Below are 21,404 nucleotides of genomic sequence, written 5' to 3'. Positions count from 1 at the left end.
CAAAGCCACGACCGAAGCCATGACGAAAGCCGTGACAAGGGCTGTGACCCGGGCCACGGACGGACCCACCACCCCCGGCGACACCAAGGCAAGCCAGGTGGCAGCCTCGAAACCCGCCAGGCGCGCCGCCAGCAAACTGCCAGCCCAGGCTGCCGCCAGCACTGCAGCCCGCGCCGCCGGCCGCAGCGATCGATCGGGCCGTGGCGCCGAGAAAAGTGACGTGCTCGTGTCCGCCGTGATCAGCACGTATCTGCTCACCCATCTGCACCACGTTCTTCAGCGCGCGGAGTTCGCCGCAGCCCAGGAGGGCCACAAATCCCAGGCCTCCAACTACGCCCAACTGCGCAAGGTGCTCTGCCTCGACGCCCGCACCATGGAAGATGCCTCCGCGTCCGAACAGGAGGAGCTCGACTCGCCGTGCGCGGCCTGAGGTGAGCGGCTGCGCGGCGAAGCCTACCCACCCCTTGTGCCAGCCTGAACCCGGCTGAGCGCCACTCGCCTGAGCGCAACCCAGAACACCAACGCGCCAGAGGCGAGCGCCCCTGTCCCGCTGGCCAAGCAACGCTCAGACGCACCCTGTCACAGGCCCGGCCGGCGATTTCCACGGCGCAGGAATGCATCCGGCAAGGTGTTTGGACGGTATTCAGGGAACGCCGACCCCACCTTGGACGCCTTCCCTCTGATTCCTTCGGCCTCGCTGGCCCCCGCCCTGCTGCCGGTGCTGTTGGTGCTGGCGGCGGCCCGCTGGCTCACCCACCGGCCTGAAGCCCTGCGTCCGCTGGCGGCGCGCCGATTGGCGGTGGCGCTGCTGCTGTTTCTGGTGCTGCGTTACCTGGTGTGGCGGGTGGGCTTCAGCCTCAACACCTCATCAGCGCTGGCGCTCACCCTCTCCCTGGTGCTGCTGGGCTGCGAAGCCTTCCTGCTGGGCACCGGCATGATGCAGATCCTGCTCAGCTGGCGCGCGATTCCGCCACGGGAGCGGCAGGCCGATCGACTCGAAGCCTGTTTCCGCACCGGAACCTGGCAGCCGCCGGTGGATGTGCTGATTCCCACCTGCGGCGAGCCGCTGGCGGTGTTGCGGCGCTGTCTGGTGGGAGTGACAGCGATGCGTTATCCCCACAAGCGCGTGTTCGTGCTCGACGACAGCGGCCGCGCTGAGGTGGAAGAGCTCGCCAACCGCCTCGGTTGCACTTACCTCAGCCGCCTCGATCGCCGCGGCGCCAAGGCGGGCAATCTGAATTTCGGTCTCAGCCACAGCCATGCGGAACTGGTGGCGGTGTTCGATGCCGACTTCATCCCGCAGACCCACTTTCTCGAGCGCACGCTCGGCTTCTTTCTGGAGGCGGATGTGGCGCTGGTGCAAACCCCCCAGACCTTCATCAACGCCGATCCGTTGATGCGCAACCTGGCGATGGAGCGCTGGCTGCTGCCCGATGAGGAGAGCTTCTACCGCTGGATCCAGCCGGTGCGGGATGGCAATGCCGCCGTCGTCTGTGCCGGCACCTCCTTCGTGGTGCGGCGTTCGGCGCTGGCGGCCATCGGTGGGTTCAACCCGGGGGCGCTCTCCGAGGATTTCGTGGCCGGCCTGGAGCTCACCGCCCGCGGCCATCGCCTCGTGTACCTGCCGGAGAAGCTCAGCGCCGGTCTGGCGGCGGAAACGATGGCCGATTTCGTCCAGCAGCGCTTGCGCTGGTGCACCGGCACCCTGCAGACCCTGCGCCTGAACGCCAATCCGCTGCGGCTGCGGGGGCTCTCGGCCCAGCAGCGCTTCTCCTACAGCGAGGGGCTGCTGCACTGGTTCAACAACCTGCCCCGGCTGATCCTGCTGCTGATGCCGTTGTGTGTGGGGCTGCTGGGCATCCTGCCGATCCGCATGACGCTCGAGCAGTTTCTCGTTTACGCCCTGCCCGTGCTCTGCAGCCAACTGGCCCTGGTGGGCTGGCTCACCCGCGGCTCCCGCCATGCCCTGCTGCCGGAGCTGATGAGCTGGCTGTTGGCGGTGCCACTGGCGATCACCGTGCTGCGCAGCCTGGTGATGCCGGGCGGAGGCTTCACGATCACGCCCAAGCACCGCCTGCGCCAGCACGGCGGAGGCGCCTGGTCGTTGATGTTGCCGCTGCTCGTGCTGCTGGTGGTCAACCTCGCCAACCTCGGCGCCGTGCTGCTGCAGCTGCAGGCGGGCCCGCTGGCTCCCACCACCCACTGGGTGGGGCTGTTCTGGGGCGGCCTCAACACCTTTGCCCTGCTGGTGGCGTTGCGCTGCTGCATCGATCCCCCCTGTCTCGATCCCACCCCCTGGCTGGCGCTCCACCTGCCGGTCCAGCTGCGGGCGGAGGGGATCACCTGCACGCTCCAGCTCGAAGCCATCAGCGAGCGGGGGTTGGAAGGCCGCCTCACCGCCGACCTGCAGCCGTTCAGCGAGGCCACCCTGCAGCTGCCTGGCCTGCCGGCGCCCCTGCCGGCCAGCTGCCTGGCCAAGCGCGAACGGAACGTGGCACTGGCCTGGGAGGCGCTCAGCTGGGACAGCCACAACGCGCTCATTCAGTTTCTGTACTGCACCCCGGGCAGCTGGCCGCAGCGTCAGGCTCCGCCGGAGTGGAAGGCGCTTGCGGTGCTGTTCTCCCAGCTGCTGCGGGCCCCGCGGGAGGCACGCCCCTTCCGCCGCAGCCTGGTGCCGAAGTCCATCAACACCACACAATCTCTCGCCCCACTCACCAGCCACCCATAACGTCGAACCAGATCAACGGCTCCCATCCGTTTCCATGACAGATTCCAGCGCTGCTCCAACCCCCGTTGCCGAGCTGTACGCCCGCATCCAGCAAGACCACGAGCTCACCCAGTTGCTGTTCCGCCAGGCGCTGCAAGACCCGAAGGGCACCTTGCAGCGGATCGTGGAACTGGGCGCGCAATGGAATCTGCCCGTCACCGCCGAGCAGGTGAAGGAGCATCTGGCCAGCCACGATGAAGGCACGCGGCAGTGGCTGGTCAAGGCGCGCGGCGGGCTCTGATCGAGGTGCGCAGCTACCTGCTCAGGCCAGGCCAGCGAGCTCTACGTAACCCAGCCGGCGTGGCTCTGCGCAAGCCCCTTGGCGCACGTCTGATGAAGAGGGAGGTGCGCCAGCTCAGGGGTGTGTGCGGTCCGCTGGCAGCGGCAGGTTGCCCCCTGCTAACGGCGCGGCTGTTCCTTGGGGGCGCGCCAGCTCGGTTCCCGTTCCTTCCGGCATGGGCGTCAGGCTGCGCGGAGCCAGGCGATCGGAGCGGCCACCCTGCGACCAGCTGAAGAACAGCCAGTAGCTCACCAGTGCCAGACCGGCGGCCACCACCAGCGCCGCCACTTGCTCCAGTCGTTTCACCATGGCTCCAGCCGGTGGGTCATCATCGCGGCGCCTTTCTCCTCCCTCCAGTGTGCCGATACGGTTCCAGGCGGGCACAGGCGTGATGATGGGACACAACTCCCAATACCCCCCACGCTGTGCTTCGTCTGGAACGCGTCTCAAAGCTTTACCCCACCGGCGAAGTGCTGCGCGACGTCACCTGGGAAGTGAAGCCAGGCGACCGTATCGGTCTGGTGGGGGTGAACGGTGCCGGCAAATCCACCCAGCTGCGGCTGATCGCCGGGCTTGAGGAACCCAGCAGCGGCCAGGTGGTGCGCCAGGGGAATCCCCGCATCGTGTACCTCAAGCAGGAATTCGATGTGGATCCCAGCCGTACCGTGCGGGAGGAGCTCTTCCAGGCGTTCGGGGAGGCCGCCGAGGTGCTGATCCGGCAGCACCGGGTGGAGCATGAAATGGCGAGCGAGCAGGCCAGCGCCGACCCCGATCATCTCGACGATCTGATCCACGAACTGGGGCGGCTGCACAGCCGCTTCGAAGCCCTGCACGGCTACGAACTCGACGCCCGCATCGACAAGCTCCTGCCCACGATCGGCTTCACCCCCGAATCCGCCGACCTGCCGGTGGGCGACTACTCCGGCGGCTGGCAGATGCGGATCGCGCTCGGCAAGGTCCTGCTGCAGGATCCCGATCTGCTGCTGCTCGACGAACCCACCAACCACCTGGATGTGGAAACGATCCAGTGGCTGGAGGGTTACCTGGTGGCCCAGCCCGTGCCGATCGTTGTGGTCAGTCACGACCGCACCTTCCTCGACAGGATCTGCAACCAGATCGTGGAAACCGAGCGCGGCATCTCCCGCACCTACCTGGGCAACTACAGCCAGCACCTTGAGCAGAAGGCACTGGAGAGGGAAGCCACCCAGGCCGCCTTCGAACGGCAGCAGAAGGAACTGGCGGGCCAGCAGGCCTACATCGACCGCTTCCGCGCCAGCGCCACCCGCAGCACCCAGGCCAAGAGCCGCGAAAAGCTGCTGGAGAAGGTGGAGCGGATCGAAGCTCCGCTGGAAGGGGTGTCCGGCCCCAGCTTCCAGTTCCCGCCGGCGCCCCGCTCCGGCCGGCAGGTGGCGCTGATCGAAGACATGAGCCACAGCTACGGCGACCGGATCCTGTTTCTCGGCGCAGGGCTCGAAGTGGAGCGGGGCGATCGGATCGCCTTTGTCGGCCCCAACGGCGCCGGAAAATCGACGCTGCTGCGCCTGGTGATGGGACTGGAGCCGGTCGACGAGGGCATCGCCCGCCTTGGCGATCACAACGTGGTGCCGGGTTACTTCGAGCAGAACCAAGCCGAGGCACTCGATCTGGAGAAAACCGTGATCGACACCCTGTTCGAGGCGGTGCCCGACTGGACCCAGACCCAGGTGCGCTCCCTGCTGGGCAGCTTCTGCTTCAGCAACGATGCGGTGTTCAAACAGGTGGGGCAGCTCAGCGGCGGCGAAAAGGCGCGGCTGGCTCTGGCGTTGATGCTGCTCACTCCCTGCAACCTGCTGATCCTTGACGAGCCCACCAACCACCTCGACATCCCCGCCAAGCAGATGCTCGAGCAGGCACTGCAGGAGTACGACGGGGCGGCGCTGATCGTCTCCCACGACCGCTTTTTCATCGCCCAGGTGGCCAACCGCATCGTGGAGCTGCGCGATGGTGAGCTGGTGCTCTACCGGGGGGATTACGCCTACTACCTGGAGAAAAAGCGCGAAGAGGCCGAAGCCGAGCGGCTGGAGCAGGAGGTCCAGGCCCGTCGCGCCAGAACGGCCGCCAACAAGGAAAAGCAGCAGGCCAAAGCGGCCTCGCGCAAGACCCGCCAGGACTGAGCGCGGCCGCCCGCAGCCAGGGCAAGCCACAGCGCCAACCCCAGACGGTTGGCCACCAGGAAGCAGGGGTACCAACCGAAAGCAACCGGACCAATCGGTGCATCCCACCGGCCCCTCAACGTCTGATCACCCGCTGTCGGAGCCGGGCTTCAGCTGTGCGGGGTCAGTGGTGCCCAGGCCTCTTGAGCGGGGCGCCAACCATGGCCAGGCCCGCTTCCCGCCACTCCACACCCGCTTACGGCCGGATGCATCACCTGGACCTGAGGCAGGAGAAGCGCCTGAGAGCCCGCTCTATGCAGCGAATACCACAGAAAACTTCATGAAGGCTTAGGCAGGAAAACTCATTTTCCTGGACCCCTCCTATTGATCTGCATATCCTGACCGTATCCCACGCCGCAGGACCAATGAGCGATCCCCGTCTGACCTCCTCCTCCTCCTTTGGCGCCGATGCCCTTGACGGCGGCATGATCGCCATGGATGCTGCCCTCGGGCGAGATGCCGCAGGAGACTCTGTCGAGTCTTACTTCGAATGCATCACCACTTGCTCACTGGATGATGGTGCCTGCATCACCGAGTGTGTAGAGCAATTGCGGATGCACCACTGATCCCTGGGCGCGAGACCCGCCATGGTGGGACCCTGACACGATCCCTCTAACTCTGTGGCGATCGATACGAGCGACCTCGAAACACTTCGTAGCATTGGGGCGGCTCATTGATCCGCCGCGATGCCAGGAATGTCCGAACCGCTCGCCCTCACCCTTGGCCAGCAATTTGAGTTGGAGCGCATGACCCGCGTCATTGACTCCACCGGAGACGCCCAGTCGCTGCGCGGTCTGGCCAAACAGTTGCTCCAGGCCTGGCAAACCCAGCGGGCCGCTACCGAGTGGATGATGCGCCAGCAGCTCGGCAGTCCGCCGAGCCGCCTCAGCGACCCTCCGGGGCAGAGCCAGCCCACGGCTCTCAAAGTGAATCAGGAGTTTTCCGTGGCTGGCCCGGATGTGCTCTGACGGTGGCCTCTGAACTGTCGCCGCAGCGCTGCCAGCCCCTCCGGCCGGCAGCGCTCAACCAGCGGCTGCATGGTTCAAAAGATCCGATCGCAATGCCGATTGGCGCACGGCCGATTGTCCCAAGGAGGACGGGCCCAAGCCCGTTTGACTCAAGCCTGAACGCCAACGAGCAAGCCATTGGGTCTGACGACCCAATGGCTTTTCTCTGACCTTTCGCTTCGTGGTTCCTCTCGCCAGGGTCTGCAGCAGTGCTCGTTTTTGTGGCCCTGCTGATCACCGTCCGTTTCTGCGAGCTGCTCAGTGGCCCGGATCGCTGGGCACCGGAGATCGATCAGCGCCGCTGGCCCTGGCCCACCATGGCGGTCGGGGTGACCTGAAGGTCGATGTCAGCGCCGTTCCGGATGATGCGCAACGCCATCGGCCGGCCCACACCATTGCTTTCCACGGCGGCGATCATCTGGGCGGGGCCGGGCAGCGGACGCCCCTCGACCGCCACGATCACATCGCCGGGCCGCAGACCCGCTGATGCGGCAGGGCTGCCCGGCAGCACCGAGCGCACGAGGGCACCGCGCGGGGCGCTGCCTGGATTTGTGCCGGGCACGTTGTCGAGGCCGACGCCGATCATCGGGTGGTCCACTCGGCCGGTGGCCAGCAGCTGATTCGCGATGCTGCGGGCGCGGTTGATCGGAATCGCAAAACCAAGGCCGGCGCCGGGGCCGGAGCGCACCAGGGTGTTGATCCCCACCACTTCACCATCGGCATTGAGCAAGGGCCCGCCGGAATTGCCGGGATTGATGGCGGCATCGGTCTGGATCAGATCCAGCCGCTTGTCGGTGATGCCCAGCTTGCTCACGTTGCGGTTGAGGTTACTGATGATCCCCATGGTCACGGTGTTATCGAGACCGAAGGGATTGCCCACTGCAATCGCCCAGTCGCCCACCTGCAGCGCATCAGAGTTCCCGAGCCTGGCCACCGGCCACGGCCCTGGGCTCAGCAAACGCACCAAGGCGAGATCGGTGAGCCGGTCAAGCCCCACCACTTTCCCTTCCACCCGGCGCCCATCCTTGAGGCCCACATACACCCGGTCGCTGTTCTCCACCACGTGAGCGTTGGTCAGAAGCAGGCCATCGGCCTGGAAGATCACACCGCTGCCCTGACCCCGCTCGGTGCGCTGGGACGGCTGCTGCGCCTGGGGCAGGTTGAAGAACTGGCGGAAAAAGGGATCAGCCATCAGGCCGCGCGGCAGCCCTGAGCCGCCACCGCTCACCACCGTGCGCTCCGTGTCGATCGTCACCACCGCCGGCCCGGCGCTGCGGACAGCGTCCGCGACGAACGACTGCCGGGAGAGCCCAGGCGCACCGCCTGGCTGAGCCTGGGCCGGCGCAGGAGCGGGCCGGGTGAGCACCGGGGAGGCCAGCAGAACGGCAAGGGGGAGCAGATAAGGCAGCTGGCGGAGAGACAAACGCCTTATGGACATGGCGATCAGAACAGGAACGGGACGTGATTCCGACCGTAACGGTGTTGCCTGGCGTTGAGGAACGCCTGCGGCAGTGAAGGTGTGACGAAGTGCGGCAAAGCGCAGGCTCAAAGGATCTCTGCACGCAAGACGCTCCGCCCCTAGGGTTGAAGAACTTTTATGAATGAATATGGACACAAGCAGCGTTCTGCTGGTGTTTCTCGCCTTTGGCGCCGCCTGCAGCACCCTCTGGGCCTGGAGCATGGCACCCGGGTCTTCAAGCAGGCGATGATGGGCCATGGCCTTCCACGGCCACGGCAGCTTGCCCATCACCGATGGACCCCTTTCTCGCCCGCCTGTTTCCCCTCCTCTACGGCGCCTGCCTGCTTGGCCTGCTGTGGCAGGCGTTCCGGGTGATGGCCAAGGGATTCACAGCGGTCTCCCGACCCGCCGATCTCCCGTTTCCCAGCCCCTTCGCCCCGGTCAGTGCTCAGCCGGAGAGCACTGACCGCACCGGCCGTCTCACCATCCACCCGGAGTTACTCGACGCCGACGGCAGCCTTACCCAGGAGGATCTGTTGACAGTGCGCTTCAGTGATGGTGCGGAGGAAACGGTTCTTCCTCCGGAAACCCCTTAGCCCAGCCAAGGCGCCATGAACTGCTACCCGCTCTGAGCGGAGCCTTGGCTTGCGCACATGCGCACCGGATCAGCCTGCTGCGGTCCCATGGGCTGGTACAACCAGAACGTAGAACCGAATCACGGCGGAGGCCGACAGTTGGATCAGAGAACTCGAATCGTGGCAGCCGTTCTGCGCAGCCTCAAACTTCCTCCCCGGTTTCGCCTCCAGCTCACGAAGGAGGATCCGATCCGCCTGGAGCTGAGCCTCACGCCCTCCTACGGCAAGGATCCGATCCTGGTGGGCCTGGTGGAATCCCAGGATCTCGTGGCACGCCGCGATCGGGAGGGCAGGATCCCCCGCGACCTGCAGGGCACCTGGGACTGGACCGTGCGGCACGGCAAGGTCACAACCGGGGGCTGGAACCCCTACCTGAAGGAAGCCCTGCAGACGATGTTTGAAACCGGCTTGCCGGCAGTCGTCTACGAAGAAACCACCGGCGAGGCGTATCACCCGGTGGATGGCGCCCGTCACGTGCGTTGAAAGGCGGCCGGCGGTGCCGTGCGCAAGCTGCTGACGATCGGCGTGGCAGCGGCGCTACCCCTGATCAACAGGCAAAGAAACGTGGCTAAGACCACCACCTGTGGTCCAGAGGGGCGCTAAAACGGACGCATCGGTTTCTTCCGTTTTTCTTTATGTCCTCGCTGGCCCTGTCCATCGGACCCCTGGTGAGACTGCTGGCATCCCTCGGGCTGCTCAGCACCGCCCTGCTGGCTCTGATCCTGAAGCTGCTCGGCTGATCCCGCAGCGACCTCCGGCTGACCCCCCGCCTGCGTTGCCGGGGACCATCGTCGGACTGCCGCTGAGATCCGGCATGCAACCGCTCGGTCGTAGCTTCCCTCCGGCCTCTGGCCCGTCCAAGGCCCCCCTGCCGATTGAGGCGGTTCTGCCGGACATCCTGGAGCGGCTTGAGCCGGCCGGATCCACAGTGCTGCTGCACGCCCCCCCCGGAGCAGGCAAGACCACACGTGTCCCGCTGGCGCTACTGCGCCGCCTGCAGGAGCAACTGCCCCAGGCTGAACCCCACACCGTTCTGATGCTGGAGCCCCGGCGTCTGGCGGCCAAGGCCGCCGCACAGCGGCTCGCCGCCAGCCTCGATGAAGCGGTGGGCGGCACGGTGGGCTATCGGGTGCGGCTTGAGCAGCGCTGTTCGGCAGCCACCCGGATTGAAGTGCTGACCGATGGGCTGTTCCTGCGGCGGCTGCAAGGAGATCCCGCACTCACGGGCGTGTCGTGTGTGATCTTCGACGAGTTTCACGAGCGCCGAGCGGACACGGATCTCGCCCTGGCGTTACTACTGGAATCCCGGCCACTGCTGGCGCCGGAGCTGCGACTGCTGGTGATGTCGGCCACGCTGGATCTCACCCCGCTGGCCCGCCAGCTGCCGGAGGCCGCAGTGATCCGCAGTGAAGGGAAAAGCTTCCCGGTGCAACTGGCGTACCAGCCCCCGAGGCCGCAGGAGACCCTGGAGCAGCAGGTGGTGCGCGGGCTTGAGCAGCATTGGCTGGAAGCCCGCGGCACAGGCGAAACCGTGCTGGTGTTTCTGCCCGGGCAGCGGGAAATCCTCCAATGCCAACGGGCGATCCAGGCCACTGGCTGGGGGGCGGAGCTGGAACTTGCCCCCCTGCACGGTGGCTTGCCGCTGGGAGCGCAGTCGGCGGCCATGCGGGAGGCACGCAGCGAGGCGGGCAAGGTAGTGCTCGCCAGCGCCATCGCCGAGAGCTCGCTCACGATCGCGGGGGTGCGTCTGGTGATCGACAGCGGCCTCAGCCGTCGCAGCCGCTTCGATCACGGCACCGGCATGGATGGGCTGGTCACGCAGCCAGCGAGCCAGGCCTCAGCCATCCAGCGTCAGGGCAGGGCCGGACGACTGGGCCCGGGCCGCTGTCTGCGGCTCTGGTCGCCGGCAGAGCAGCAGCGGCGTCCTCCGTTCGATCTGCCGGAGCTGCTGGAGCGGGATCCCCTGCCGGTGGCCCTGCAACTGGCGCAGTGGGGCGCTGGAGCCGGGGGGTCGTTGCCCTGGCTGGATCCCCCCCCACAGCAGCCATTGCTGGCGGCGATCGACCTGCTGGGCCAGCTCGGAGCCACGGACGTCCACGGCCGCATCACGGCCCATGGCCGTGCCATGGCCCAGCTAGGCCTGCATCCCCGGCTCGCCCACATGCTGCTGATCGCCAAGCAGCGCAACCTGCTGCCGTTGGCCTGCGAGCTGGCGGTGCTGCTGGAGGCCCGCGATCCGCTCGGGCTACAGGAAGCCGGCTCGGATCTGCTGCGGCGGCTCGACTGGTTGAGGCAAGGAGGCGCTGACCCTCGCCGTCAGCTCCTGCTCCAACAGCTGGCACAGCTGCAGCGGCAGGCGGGCGGGTGGCGCGTGGCCCAACCGTTGGCGACCAGCGGCTTCAGAGCCAGCACGGGTGGCTCTGAAGCCCAGCAGGCGGCCGAGCTGATCGGCTTGGCCTACCCGGAGCAGGTGGCCCTGGCCCGTCAGGAAGCCGGGGGCCGCTTTCTGATGCGTAACGGTCGCGGCGCCCGGCTCCATCCCGGCGATCCGTTGGCGGGCGCCGAGGTCCTGGCCATCGCCCGGGCCGACGCCGGAGGCAGCGAGGCGCGGATTCTGCTGGCCCTCCCCCTGGCGAGGGCCAGCCTGGAGCAGTTGGCCCAGCTTGAAGGCAGCAGCGTGGCAACGGTTCGCTGGGATGGCCAGGAGCAACGGGTGGTGGCCGTGCGGGAGCACCGACTGGGGGCCCTGGTGCTGAGCCGGCGGCCCTGGCAGGACGCCCCGCTCGATCAGGTGCAGGACGCCCTGATGGCGGGCCTGCGGGAGCACGGCCTCATCGCCCTGCCCTGGAGCGCCGGCAGCCGGCAGTTGCAGCAACGCCTCTGCCTGGCCCATCGGGAGCTGGGGCCACCCTGGCCCGACCGGAGCGAGGCGGCCCTGGGGGGTGATTTCGGCGCCTGGCTCGGCGATCAACTCGCCGGCCGGCGTTCCCTGCAGGAGTTGCAGGCGCTCGATCTACAGGAAGCGCTCTGGTCGGGGATCCCCTGGGATTGCCGCCGCGACCTGGACCAGCTCCTGCCTGCCAAGCTGCTGGTGCCATCCGGACGGCTGGTACCGATCGACTACGGCCACTCTCCCCCCGTGCTGGCCGTGCGGCTGCAGGAGATGTTCGGTTGCAGCCGCACGCCGGCGCTGCTCCAGGGGCGCCTGAACGTAACCCTGCACCTGCTCTCCCCCGCGGGCCGCCCGGTCCAGATCACCCAGGACCTCGACGGCTTCTGGGGCAGCAGCTACCGGCAGGTGCGCGCCGAGCTTCGGGGCCGCTATCCGCGCCATCCCTGGCCGGAGGATCCCCGCCAGGCCCTGCCCACGAGCCGCGCCAAGCCCGCTGCCCGGAAATGACCGCAACATGACGGCGGCGAAGATGTGGCAGCGACGAGCCGACGTCGAAGGGCTGGCCCGAAGTGTCAGTCGAACAGGTGGGCAAAGCCGAAATGCCTCAACCCCTCCGCTATACCCTCACAGCCAGGAGCGCGCGCCGCATAGGTGCGCTGCAGCCGGGGCAGCTCCTGGCGCAGGGCGGGTTCTGCATTGCCCACCATCACGCCCTTGAGGCCGGTCTCGAACATGGCCAGATCGTTGAGGCTGTCGCCGGCGGTGATCACTGTGTTCGGATCCAGCTCCAGCCACTCCACCAGTGCCTGCAGTGTCGAGCCCTTGTTGACTCCCGCCGGCAGCACATCCAGGTAGCGGTCGGCGGAGATGAGGCAATCCACCCCCAAGTCGCTCAGGCGGGACGGCAGGCCCGGGTCGAGCTTGCCAAGATCCACGTCGTAGGCGAGGCGGCGGTGGGCGCTCACCGGCTGGGGGCTGAGCCCGGGCTGGTTCCGCAGCAGAGGGGCCAGCCGTTCCGCGCAGCCCTGCCAGCGGCGATCGATCGGATCCACCAGACCCGGCAGTAGCGCCAGGCTGGTGCCACAGGCCACGGTGGCGCCCACGTCACTGATCACCAGATGGGGAGCTGGTGGCCGCTGGATGGTCTCCTGGAGCAGCAAGCGACCCACGGAGGCCAGATCCCTGCCGGTGCTGAAGACGTGCAGCACCCGGTCGCGGCGCTGCTCCAGCCAGGCGTAGAAGGCGCCTTTGGCCGCCGGACTGCCCTCCAGCAGCGTGCCGTCGAGATCGGTGACGAGCACGAGCTGCGGCTCCCGCGGCAGTCGAGCCACCAGCTGGGCCGTGGCCGGATGGTCGGTCGCGCAGCGACTGATGGCGCGGACATCAGCGGCGGGATGGCCAATGGCGCGGTGGTCGTTGGTGAGATGTTCACCGAAGTGTTGGCCGCCGGCGTGCTGGTTGAAGGGGTGGTTATCGATGGCGGGGTAAACGATGGGATGTTGATCGGTGGGGCGTTGACGGGTGGAGCGTTGATCGCTGAAGCGTGCGGAGTGAACGATCGCAAAGGGGTGGATTGCCGAGCGCTGGGTTGCGGAGGGCTGAACTGCGGCGGGTTGGCTCGCGAAGTGCTGGTCGGCGGCCTCTGCCGCAGTTGTCTGTGGCTGTCTGCTGGCTCAATAACTGCTGGCTGTTTGCCGGTTGGTCGTTGGCAGTTGGTAGAACCCTCGGAAACACGGTGGAGCAAGCATCACCAGAACGGATTCCCGAACCTCCCAACGACAGACGAGCAACTGTCAAGCCATCCCCATCTTTCGTTACGATTTGATCTGTCATTGAGCTTGCGTCATGGCTGACTCCACCTCCCCCCGCTTCGGCTTCGTCAACTTCGCGGAAACCTGGAATGGCCGCCTGGCCATGCTGGGCTTCGTGATCGGCCTGACCACCGAAGTGCTGACCGGCCAGGGAATTCTCTCCCAGATCGGCCTGGGCTGATTTCCTGCCTGCAGCGTCCCATTGGCCTCGCCGCTTCTTCAGGAGTGGTGGGGCCTATTCCTTTGACGTTTCACAGTGGGCCTGTCCACTGGTCCACCACGACGACTGCTGATCGGCAAGACTGGGCCTTCCGTGCCGACGTTGCTCGCATGGCTCCGTTCTACGTCAAGAACCGACGCGATGGATCTCGCCTGTTGAGCACAGCCCTCGTGGTGTGCGCCGCGGGATTGGTCCGTTTTGATCACCCCAGCGGCCGATCCATTTTCCTGGTGGCCGCCGCCGTGAGTCTCTACTGGGGTTTCTGCTACGGCCGTCTTGAACGCTGACTCCGCCACCGGTGTTCTCCCCCGCTTCAGCGTCGCCGAACTCAACGTGGCGATCGGCACTTTGATCGAGCGGGGCTTCGCGCCACGCTTCCTGATCGAAGCCACGGTGTCCCGGCCTCAGCTCAAGAAGGGTCACCTCTGGCTCACGCTGATGGACGAAGAGGCCTCCATTGCCGGTGTGGTGTGGGCTTCCCAGTTGCCGCGTCTCAGCTTTCGCCCCGGCGATGGGGACGGCGTCACGGTGGTGGGGAAGCTGAATTTCTGGCCGGCGCGGGCCACTCTCTGTGTACAGGTTCTCGACGTTCGGCCAAGCCTCAGCAGTGTGCTGCGTCGTTTTGAGCGGGTCCGCGACCTGCTGGAACCGTCCGGGATCTTCAGTGCCGCCCGCAAACGTCCCCTCCCCGCTCTCCCCGAGGCGATTGCCTTACTCACCAGCGTGCCGAGCGCAGCGCTCGCGGACATGCTTCGCACCGCGCGGGAACGATGGCCGGCCACCCGGATCGTGATCCTGCCGATCCCTGTGCAGGGGGGCGTGGAGGACGAGATCTGTCGTGCCATTGCCGCTGCGGGCCGGCACGCCGGCGCCCTCGGCCTTGAGGCGCTGGTGCTGGCCCGTGGTGGGGGGAGCCGTGAAGATCTCTCCGTCTTCGATGGTGAACGACTGGCCCAGGCTCTGGCAACGTGCCCGCTCCCCGTCATCACCGGGCTCGGCCATGAAAGCGACACCACCATCGCTGACCTGGTGGCGGACTATCGGGCCGCCACACCTACCGCTGCGCTGGTGGCCCTGTTGCCGGACCGCTCCAGTGCCCTCCAGCGCCTGCGCTCGCTCAGGTCCCAGCTGGGCGGCGAATTGCGCTGGCGCCTGCAGAGCCAGCGCCAGAACCTGCTCGCCCTAGCGGCCCAGCGCGACCGTTGCCATCCCGCCCGGGTCCTGCAGGACCGTCGCCAGCGGCTTCAGCAATTGGAGAATCTGCGCGAAGCCCTTTCGCCTCAACGCCTGCTGCGTCGGGGCTTCTGTCTGGCCCGTGGCGAGAACGGTCAGCTGGTGCGTTCGCTCAGACAGGTGGGCATCGGCCAGCACCTTCAGCTGGAATGGACTGATGGGCTAGCGGACGTTCAGGTCACCGACACCAGCCCCATCGGCGAAGCCATGGTGGAGTCTTTCGTCAGCTTGCCCCCTTCATGACCCTACGCAAAAGCAAGCCACAGGCCAAAGCCCGCGCAGCAGGCCCCCTTGCCGGCGTTCCGCCCGCCTGGGCTGCGGAGATCGGCGAACTCACATACAGCCAGGCCCTCACGGCACTGGAGCTGGCCCTGGCCCAGCTCCAGTCGGAGGATCTTGAGGTGGAAAGAATGGCGGAGCTCTATCAGCGGGCACTGGCCTACGGCCACCGTTGCGAAGCCGTACTGAAGCAGGTGGAGCAAGAGGTCTTGCAGCTTGAGGTCAACGCAAGTGATCAAGCCACTGCCGCCCCATTCATCGAGACGCAGCCATGACAATCCCGGAACGGTCAGAACGGCCCACTTTCCTTCCGATCACAGGGGCGCCCGCCAGTTCGCATCGACTTCAGTGGCTCTATCTGGCGTTGGCGGTGGCGGGAGCCGTCCTGCCCTGGCTGGCCAATCTGGAGTTCATCCAGCTCAGCAACAGCGCCTTTGATCTGGGTCTGTTCCTCCGCCTGGCGAATGCCAATCCAGCGGCGCAGTCTCTTTCGCGTGATCTTTTCATTGGCGCTACAGCCATAACCATCTGGATGGTGGCAGAAGCCCGTCGGCTGCAGGTGAAGGGCATCGCGATCTGCCTCCTCTGCTGTGTGACGCTGGCCTTCGCCTGCGGTGCTCCTTTGTTCCTGTTCCTTCGCGAACGGCGGTTGCAGGAGCTGGACCATACCAACGCAGCCAGCGGATAGGAGCCCGCTGAAATTGCCGCTCAACCGATTGCTGTAGCGCTTGCACCACCACCGGCGTCGTTTGTCGGCGCCATGTGGGGAGGTCGATCGGCCAATCGGGCGATTCCTGTGCGCATCTGTGTGCATCCGCTCCTGACGTGGACCCCGAAAACTGAGCCAGCCCTTATGAGAGCTTCCCTACCGGCCAGACTTGGCCAGGAGAAGCCCCATGAAACGCAAGCGCCACACGCCCGATCAGATCATCCGCAAGCTGCGCACCGCTGAGCAGCTCCTCAACCAGGGTCAGACCGTCGCCGACGTGTGTCGAGCCCTGGAGGTGTCGGTCCCGACCTACCACCGCTGGCAGCAGCTCTACGGCGGCATGAAGGCCACAGAAGCCAAGCGCCTCAAGGAGCTTGAGCAGGAGAACACTCGTCTCAAGCGATTGCTGGCCGACGCTGAGCTGGACAAGGCGATGCTGAAGGAGCTGGCCGAGGGAAACTTCTGAGCCCGGAACGACGTCGCAGGGCCGTGATGGTTCTGCAGGATCAATTCCGGGTCTCCCAGAGACGGGCCTGCCGGCTGGCCGGCCAGAACCGCAACACCCAGCGCCGGCCCATGCCGGTGGCGGCGATCGAGGAGCAGAAGCTCCGCCGGCGGATCCGTGAGCTGGCCCGGCGCCATGTGCGCTGGGGCCGGCGTCTGGTCTACCGCCGGCTGCGGCTGGAGGGCTGGAGTGTCAACCACAAGCGGGTGCAACGGATCTGGCGGGAGGAGGGCCTCCAGCGGCCCCTGCCGCGCCGGCGCAAGCGTTCCCGCACTGCCAGCGGCTCCTGAGAGCTCCTGCGGGCCGAATACCCCCACCACGTTTGGGCGATCGACTTCCAGTTTGACCAGACGATGGATGGACGGACGCTGAAGTTCCTGAACGTGCTGGATGAATACAGCCGGGTCTGCCTGGCCATTCGTGTCGGCCGCCGCTGCAAGGCTGTAGATGTGATCGACACGATCGAGGAGCTGCTCAGGCTGTTTCCGGCACCCACCTATCTGCGAATGGACAATGGGCCTGAGTTCATTGCTCATGCCCTGCAGGAGTGGTGCACAGGCAGCGGTTTGGGTACGGCTTACATCGAGCCAGGTTCGCCCTGGGAGAATCCATTCGTGGAGTCGTTCAACGGCCGCTTCCGGGATGAGTTCCTGAATATCGAGCTGTTCGCAACGGTGGCGGAAGCCAGGCTGTTGGCTGAACAGCACCGAATCGAGTACAACACCTACAGACCGCATTCGGCGCTCCAGGGGCGTACGCCCCTGGAAGTCCTCCAGCAGTGGAGAGCGGCCTGACTACCCCCAAGCTCTCAGAGGAACTGGACCAGCAAAGGGGGTCACGTCACTCCGTGCGATTGCCGTAGATCCCCTGCAGCAACAGGGCCATCAGCAACTGCTCAGGAGGGATTGGGGGCCAGGCACCCTCGGGGTACAGCCTGAAAAAGCTTGGAGTCAGCCGGTCGAGCACCTAGTGGTCCAACTCCTGTGCCTGCCGCATGGGGTGGCGCTTGGGGATTCGGTCCTTGGTTGGGGACGTAGGAGAACAGAGGACCGGTCCGTTCCTGCTGGCCGCGCCTCTGCTCGGTTCCGTTGGGCCAATCTCCCGCGGCTCGGTTGATCTTTCAGCAGCCGGATAGAGGCGAGTCACCAGTCTCAGCCGCTTGAGCGTCGGTGAACAGTGATGCCGGCGGTTGAAAAAACCGCTGACAACAGGGTTCAAGCTTCAATGGTGTTCACGGAGACAATCAGTGGGGACATCGGCGATGTCGACAGTGTTGGATGGTTAGGCGGCGCGAACGCTATCAAGTGTAGATGTCCGAAGCAGAGTCTGTATGTTTACGGCCAGGGGTCCCGCTGACTCACTACCACTCATGTGGTGTCGCCGTTAGCGATGGGAGACCGTACTCACCTGGGGGTCTCCTCAATCTCTTCTGGATACGATCAACACAAACAGTGTCATCGGTGCTTGATCATTCCGGCGGTTCGTTGTCACTGATCGGCCTGGCAGCAACGTCAATGGTCACATCGGTTGCCTCGCGTTCTGAACCAGTAGTGCGGCTCGCTTGGTCCCTCCCAGGGTCGTCATCGACCTGAATGAAAAGAGAGCGGTTGAACAACGAGGCAGAAAACGGATTTCGCCGTAATCCGGCGTCCATTGGTGCCTGTGTTTGCTGATCGACGCCACGAGCCTGTGGTCCATCTAGATCAAGTCGGGATCCACAGGCCGGGCAGTTCACCGCCGACAGGGTGGTGAGTCCGCAGGTGGGACAAGTGCGCACGCGGCTGCTAATGATTCTCCACGCCACCCATCCACCGCCGGCCAGCAAAAATGGCAGCAGCACAATGATGAGGGTGAGTCCACCCAACAGATCAAGGATGAGCCGTCCAGCAGGTCCCGGTGCCAAGAGCAGCAGAGCACCCAACAGAATCCAGACCCAGGGAATCCGCCGCTCCATCAGCGTTGAAAGCGAGGGTCGCTTTCGATCCACCTCTCCAGAGCCGCAAGCCCCTCAATACCAGCCCAGCTGAAAAGCACAACGCCCACCAAAAAGCAAAGCAGGAGGCCAGCCCCCAGCAGCACAGGCACCAAGGCAAGGCTGAGAAGGCCAATCAGAACGATGGAGCCCACACCGGCAGCAAGCAGCAAAAGGCTGGCGGGGAGTGGTCGGAGGGAGAGACCTGGTCGGGCCACGGGTTTACTCCTAGCTCCCCTTATCCTCGCGCGAATGGCGCAAGACCATCGGCCGAATCGAGGTGTGGATCGCCCCCACTGCGCCGCCGGCCCAGAACGACGCTCCATGCGATGCCGTAATAAAAAATCAGACCCTGCAACCAGACCCAAAGAGTCAGCACGAGCACACCACTGATCACGCCATAGGCCTGAAAGCGGGTCCCTAGGGAAACGAGACTGCGGCCCACCGCTAGGTTCAACACCAACTGCACCACCCCGATCAACAACGCAGCAGGCAGCAGGGGACGCCAAGGCGTCACCCCTGAAGGCAACACGCGCAAAAGAAGAAGTGCCACCAACACGGATATGAGCAGCGACCCCACCAGATTCAACACGGTCGGGTCAGGAAGGAAGACCTGGATCAACCAGGAGAAGTGTGAATCAAACATGGAACGCCACGTCTGCGTGCCCATTGATCGGAGGTTAGTGGTGAGCTGATCAATCACCAACAGGAGACCGACTGAACCCACGAACCCAAACGCCTTGAGGCGTTGCAATACAAAGCGGCGCACAGCGAACCAGGGCTGCTGTTGCTGAATGGGAGAGGCAACGGAAGGGATGGCCGAGTCATCGCCCCAGAGACGATCAGCCCCACGCTGCAGTGTGAGATAGGCGTTGCTGGAGGTGAGCAACAACATCCCCAACCCAAACCAACCAGCACTGGCCCTGGCAGATTGCAACTTGAGCAGAGTGGTGCGAATCAGTGGCAAAGAAGCCTCGGGGAAAAACTGGGCAGACCAACTGATAATCTGTTCAGTAAGCCCATCCTCTCTACCGAGAATGCCACTCGCAGTAGAGAGCACGATCAGCAACACTGGGAATATGGATTGAAGTGTGTGATACGCAAAGGCCGCACTGAGGTCAATACAGTCGCAACGATCCCAGAGGCGATAGGCCCTCCAACCAGTCAGAGCGAGCCTCTTTGCTGCCAGCGGAAGCCTGATCGGCACAGTATCAACACGGCCAGCCTGCATACTTTAAGCACACACCAGCGGCTGCACAGCGCAGTTCTTGGCATGGGCAGCTGGATCACGCCTCACAGAGTCCTGTTGCAGCAGCACTTGCTGGGAGCGAAGAGGCGAAACCCATGAACAAATGGTGCCCAGCATGTGTCTTGAATCTGCCCCACCAGCAATTCATCCTCCAGCCAACACGCAACCAACAAAAAAGCCACCCTTTCGGGTGGCTTTCAGTGTTTTGCTTCTCTCGATTCATCATCATCAGATGACAAGCTCGATCAATGCAAAACTTGGTAGGAATGAAAAGTTTTATCCTGGCATTGAGCTATTTTTGCAGGAAGCTACCCTCCAACTATCTTCGCCGCTACTGCGTTTCACAACCGAGTTCGAGATGGATCGGAGTGGGGCCACAGTGCCATGAACACCAGGAAATAGACTTTTCATCCTCAGGTGAACCCTGAGAACTGCATAAGCTAGTCATCCTATCGAAGTTATCTCATTACTGACAAGCACAAGCCTGCTGCAATGAGTCATCTCAAGGTGACGTCTGGAAACAATGCATCCCTGGTCTCCTCAGCAAGGAGCCAAGTGTTGGTCAAGCCCTCGGTCTATTAGTACTCCTCCGCTTCACCTGTTGCCAAGCTTCCACGTAGAGCCTATCAACGGGTGTTCTTCCCGTGACCTTACTGGCTTAAGCCATGAGAACACTCATCTTGAGGTGGGCTTCCCACTTAGATGCTTTCAGCGGTTATCCTCTCCGCACATGGCTACCCAGCGTTTACCGTTGGCACGATAACTGGTACACCAGAGGTGCGTTCCTCCCGGTCCTCTCGTACTAGGGAGAACTCCTCTCAATGTTCTTACGCATGCACCGGATATGGACCGAACTGTCTCACGACGTTCTGAACCCAGCTCGCGTACCGCTTTAATGGGCGAACAGCCCAACCCTTGGGACCGACTTCAGCCCCAGGTTGCGATGAGCCGACATCGAGGTGCCAAACCTCCCCGTCGATGTGAACTCTTGGGGGAGATCAGCCTGTTATCCCTAGAGTAACTTTTATCCGTTGAGCGACGGCCCTTCCACTCAGAACCGTCGGATCACTAAAGCCGACTTTCGTCCCTGTTCGACTTGTAGGTCTCACAGTCAAGCTTGCTTCTGCTTTTACACTCGTCGGCTGATTTCCAACCAGCCTGAGCAAACCTTTGCGCGCCTCCGTTACCTTTTAGGAGGCGACCGCCCCAGTCAAACTGCCCACCTGATACTGTCCAGCCCCCGGATAACGGGTGGCTGTTAGAACCCTAGCTCTGAAAGAGTGGTATCTCACCGTTGACTCCGCATGACCCGCAAGCCATGCATCAATGTCTCCCACCTATCCTGCGCATTCAGAGCCCGGGCACAATACCAAGCTACAGTAAAGCTTCATAGGGTCTTTCTGTCCGGGTGCACGTAGTCCGCATCTTCACAGACAATTCTATTTCGCCGAGCCTCTCTCCGAGACAGCGCCCAGATCGTTACGCCTTTCGTGCGGGTCGGAACTTACCCGACAAGGAATTTCGCTACCTTAGGACCGTTATAGTTACGGCCGCCGTTCACCGGGGCTTCAGTCGCCAGCTTCGCTTTCGCTGACCAGCTTCCTTAACCTTCCGGCACTGGGCAGGCGTCAGCCCCCATACATCGTCTTGCGACTTAGCGGAGACCTGTGTTTTTGGTAAACAGTCGCCTGGGCCTCTTCACTGCGACCACCTTGCGGTGGCACCCCTTCTCCCGAAGTTACGGGGCCATTTTGCCGAGTTCCTTAGAGAGAGTTACCTCGCGCCCCTCGGTATTCTCTACCACCCCACCTGTGTCGGTTTCGGGTACAGGCCGTCATGCCTTAACGGGTATAGGGCTTTTCTTGGAAGCTTGACATCACCCACTTCGCTGCCGTAGCAGCTCGTACTCACGCCTCAGCTCGGGATGTTTTCACCACCCCTCAACGCCTCGAACGCTTGAACCAGTAACCAACATCTGGCTGGGCTAGCCTTCTCCGTCCCCCTTCCCAAAACATGACAGGTACAGGAATGTTGACCTGTTGTCCATCGACTACGCCTTTCGGCCTCGCCTTAGGTCCTGACTAACCCTCCGCGGACGAGCCTGCCGGAGGAACCCTTAGGGTTTCGGGGCATGGGATTCTCACCCATGTTTTCGCTACTCAAGCCGACATTCTCACTTCCATGCAGTCCACG

General features: G+C 64.4%; 20 protein-coding genes, 2 rRNA genes and 1 pseudogene. 16 read left to right on the top strand and 7 right to left on the bottom strand.

Annotated features, from left to right (window positions below; translation table 11 throughout):
* Window positions 1-136: 136 nt before the first annotated feature.
* The 3 genes from KBY86_RS07375 to KBY86_RS07365 all read left to right on the top strand — a co-directional run bounded on the left by KBY86_RS07375 (window position 137) and on the right by KBY86_RS07365 (window position 3,008).
* On the top strand, window positions 137-430 hold the full coding sequence (locus KBY86_RS07375; RefSeq protein ID WP_261346545.1) for a hypothetical protein: 294 nt from the start codon (window positions 137-139) through the stop codon (window positions 428-430).
* A gap of 234 nt (window positions 431-664) precedes the next feature.
* The gene (locus KBY86_RS07370) at window positions 665-2,728 is read left to right on the top strand and encodes a glycosyltransferase (RefSeq protein WP_255140698.1); all 2,064 of its coding nucleotides are present in this window, start codon (window positions 665-667) and stop codon (window positions 2,726-2,728) included.
* 34 nt (window positions 2,729-2,762) lie between these two features.
* Complete coding sequence (locus tag KBY86_RS07365) at window positions 2,763-3,008, top strand: hypothetical protein (RefSeq protein ID WP_094512441.1); 246 nt, start codon at window positions 2,763-2,765, stop codon at window positions 3,006-3,008.
* A 114-nt stretch (window positions 3,009-3,122) separates the two neighbouring features.
* On the opposite strand, the gene KBY86_RS07360 is transcribed toward KBY86_RS07365, so the two are convergent.
* Complete coding sequence (locus tag KBY86_RS07360; RefSeq protein WP_094512438.1) at window positions 3,123-3,356, bottom strand: hypothetical protein; 234 nt, start codon at window positions 3,354-3,356, stop codon at window positions 3,123-3,125.
* Window positions 3,357-3,472: 116 nt separating this feature from the next.
* Here KBY86_RS07360 and KBY86_RS07355 point away from each other — a divergent pair, with 116 nt between their 5' ends.
* The 3 genes from KBY86_RS07355 to KBY86_RS07345 all read left to right on the top strand — a co-directional run bounded on the left by KBY86_RS07355 (window position 3,473) and on the right by KBY86_RS07345 (window position 6,207).
* Window positions 3,473-5,200 carry an ABC-F family ATP-binding cassette domain-containing protein gene (locus KBY86_RS07355; RefSeq protein ID WP_255140697.1) on the top strand — a complete coding sequence of 576 codons (1,728 nt, stop codon included), beginning with the start codon at window positions 3,473-3,475 and terminating at the stop codon, window positions 5,198-5,200.
* A 404-nt stretch (window positions 5,201-5,604) separates the two neighbouring features.
* Window positions 5,605-5,805 carry a hypothetical protein gene (locus KBY86_RS07350; protein WP_094512430.1) on the top strand — a complete coding sequence of 67 codons (201 nt, stop codon included), beginning with the start codon at window positions 5,605-5,607 and terminating at the stop codon, window positions 5,803-5,805.
* Between the two features lie 129 nt (window positions 5,806-5,934).
* Window positions 5,935-6,207 (top strand): hypothetical protein, encoded by a 273-nt coding sequence (locus KBY86_RS07345; RefSeq protein ID WP_094512427.1) that lies wholly within the window; start codon window positions 5,935-5,937, stop codon window positions 6,205-6,207.
* A gap of 331 nt (window positions 6,208-6,538) precedes the next feature.
* On the opposite strand, the gene KBY86_RS07340 is transcribed toward KBY86_RS07345, so the two are convergent.
* On the bottom strand, window positions 6,539-7,684 hold the full coding sequence (locus KBY86_RS07340) for a trypsin-like peptidase domain-containing protein (protein WP_255140696.1): 1,146 nt from the start codon (window positions 7,682-7,684) through the stop codon (window positions 6,539-6,541).
* A 314-nt stretch (window positions 7,685-7,998) separates the two neighbouring features.
* Here KBY86_RS07340 and KBY86_RS07335 point away from each other — a divergent pair, with 314 nt between their 5' ends.
* The 3 genes from KBY86_RS07335 (at window position 7,999) to hrpB (ending at window position 11,740) form a co-directional block, all read left to right on the top strand.
* On the top strand, window positions 7,999-8,301 hold the full coding sequence (locus KBY86_RS07335) for a DUF2973 domain-containing protein (RefSeq protein WP_094512419.1): 303 nt from the start codon (window positions 7,999-8,001) through the stop codon (window positions 8,299-8,301).
* 138 nt (window positions 8,302-8,439) lie between these two features.
* Window positions 8,440-8,823, top strand: a complete 384-nt coding sequence (locus KBY86_RS07330; RefSeq protein ID WP_094512782.1) for a hypothetical protein — start codon at window positions 8,440-8,442, stop codon at window positions 8,821-8,823.
* A gap of 331 nt (window positions 8,824-9,154) precedes the next feature.
* Window positions 9,155-11,740 (top strand): ATP-dependent helicase HrpB, encoded by a 2,586-nt coding sequence (hrpB, locus tag KBY86_RS07325; protein ID WP_255140695.1) that lies wholly within the window; start codon window positions 9,155-9,157, stop codon window positions 11,738-11,740.
* A gap of 65 nt (window positions 11,741-11,805) precedes the next feature.
* Here hrpB and KBY86_RS07320 read toward each other — a convergent pair whose 3' ends face one another.
* Window positions 11,806-12,564, bottom strand: coding sequence for an HAD family hydrolase (locus tag KBY86_RS07320; protein WP_233132922.1), 759 nt, complete (start codon window positions 12,562-12,564; stop codon window positions 11,806-11,808).
* Between the two features lie 18 nt (window positions 12,565-12,582).
* Between KBY86_RS07320 and KBY86_RS07315 the strand changes: the two genes are divergently transcribed.
* The 7 genes and pseudogenes from KBY86_RS07315 to KBY86_RS07285 all read left to right on the top strand — a co-directional run bounded on the left by KBY86_RS07315 (window position 12,583) and on the right by KBY86_RS07285 (window position 16,784).
* Window positions 12,583-13,086, top strand: a complete 504-nt coding sequence (locus KBY86_RS07315) for a hypothetical protein (RefSeq protein ID WP_255140694.1) — start codon at window positions 12,583-12,585, stop codon at window positions 13,084-13,086.
* Entirely contained in the window at window positions 13,079-13,225 is a 147-nt protein-coding gene (locus KBY86_RS07310; RefSeq protein WP_094512408.1) for a chlorophyll a/b-binding protein, read from the top strand. The genes KBY86_RS07315 and KBY86_RS07310 overlap by 8 nt, the downstream gene beginning before the upstream one ends.
* A 194-nt stretch (window positions 13,226-13,419) precedes the next feature.
* The gene (locus tag KBY86_RS07305; RefSeq protein ID WP_255140774.1) at window positions 13,420-13,551 is read left to right on the top strand and encodes a hypothetical protein; all 132 of its coding nucleotides are present in this window, start codon (window positions 13,420-13,422) and stop codon (window positions 13,549-13,551) included.
* On the top strand, window positions 13,541-14,740 hold the full coding sequence (gene xseA, locus KBY86_RS07300) for an exodeoxyribonuclease VII large subunit (RefSeq protein WP_255140693.1): 1,200 nt from the start codon (window positions 13,541-13,543) through the stop codon (window positions 14,738-14,740). Before KBY86_RS07305 ends, xseA begins: the two co-directional genes overlap by 11 nt.
* A complete protein-coding gene (gene xseB / locus KBY86_RS07295; protein WP_255140692.1) occupies window positions 14,737-15,051 on the top strand; it encodes an exodeoxyribonuclease VII small subunit in 315 nt (104 codons plus the stop codon). The genes xseA and xseB overlap by 4 nt, the downstream gene beginning before the upstream one ends.
* Window positions 15,048-15,464 (top strand): DUF2834 domain-containing protein, encoded by a 417-nt coding sequence (locus KBY86_RS07290; RefSeq protein ID WP_255100988.1) that lies wholly within the window; start codon window positions 15,048-15,050, stop codon window positions 15,462-15,464. The genes xseB and KBY86_RS07290 overlap by 4 nt, the downstream gene beginning before the upstream one ends.
* A gap of 208 nt (window positions 15,465-15,672) precedes the next feature.
* Window positions 15,673-16,784 (top strand): annotated as a pseudogene (locus tag KBY86_RS07285) (IS3 family transposase).
* A 674-nt stretch (window positions 16,785-17,458) separates the two neighbouring features.
* On the opposite strand, the gene KBY86_RS07280 reads toward KBY86_RS07285, so the two are convergent.
* From KBY86_RS07280 to KBY86_RS07265, 4 genes are all read right to left on the bottom strand, one after another.
* Entirely contained in the window at window positions 17,459-17,944 is a 486-nt protein-coding gene (locus KBY86_RS07280; RefSeq protein ID WP_255140691.1) for a zinc ribbon domain-containing protein, read from the bottom strand.
* A 256-nt stretch (window positions 17,945-18,200) separates the two neighbouring features.
* Complete coding sequence (locus tag KBY86_RS07275; RefSeq protein ID WP_255140690.1) at window positions 18,201-19,193, bottom strand: YihY/virulence factor BrkB family protein; 993 nt, start codon at window positions 19,191-19,193, stop codon at window positions 18,201-18,203.
* A gap of 297 nt (window positions 19,194-19,490) precedes the next feature.
* A 5S ribosomal RNA gene (rrf, locus tag KBY86_RS07270) occupies window positions 19,491-19,607 on the bottom strand.
* Between the two features lie 162 nt (window positions 19,608-19,769).
* Window positions 19,770-21,404: ribosomal RNA gene (locus tag KBY86_RS07265) — 23S ribosomal RNA — on the bottom strand; the annotation flags it as partial.

The organism is Synechococcus sp. Lug-A (assembly GCF_024345655.1).
Taxonomy (GTDB): Bacteria; Cyanobacteriota; Cyanobacteriia; order PCC-6307; family Cyanobiaceae; genus MW101C3.
The sequence above is the reverse complement of the archived record's forward strand: the minus strand, read 5'-3'. Positions and strand labels throughout refer to the sequence as shown.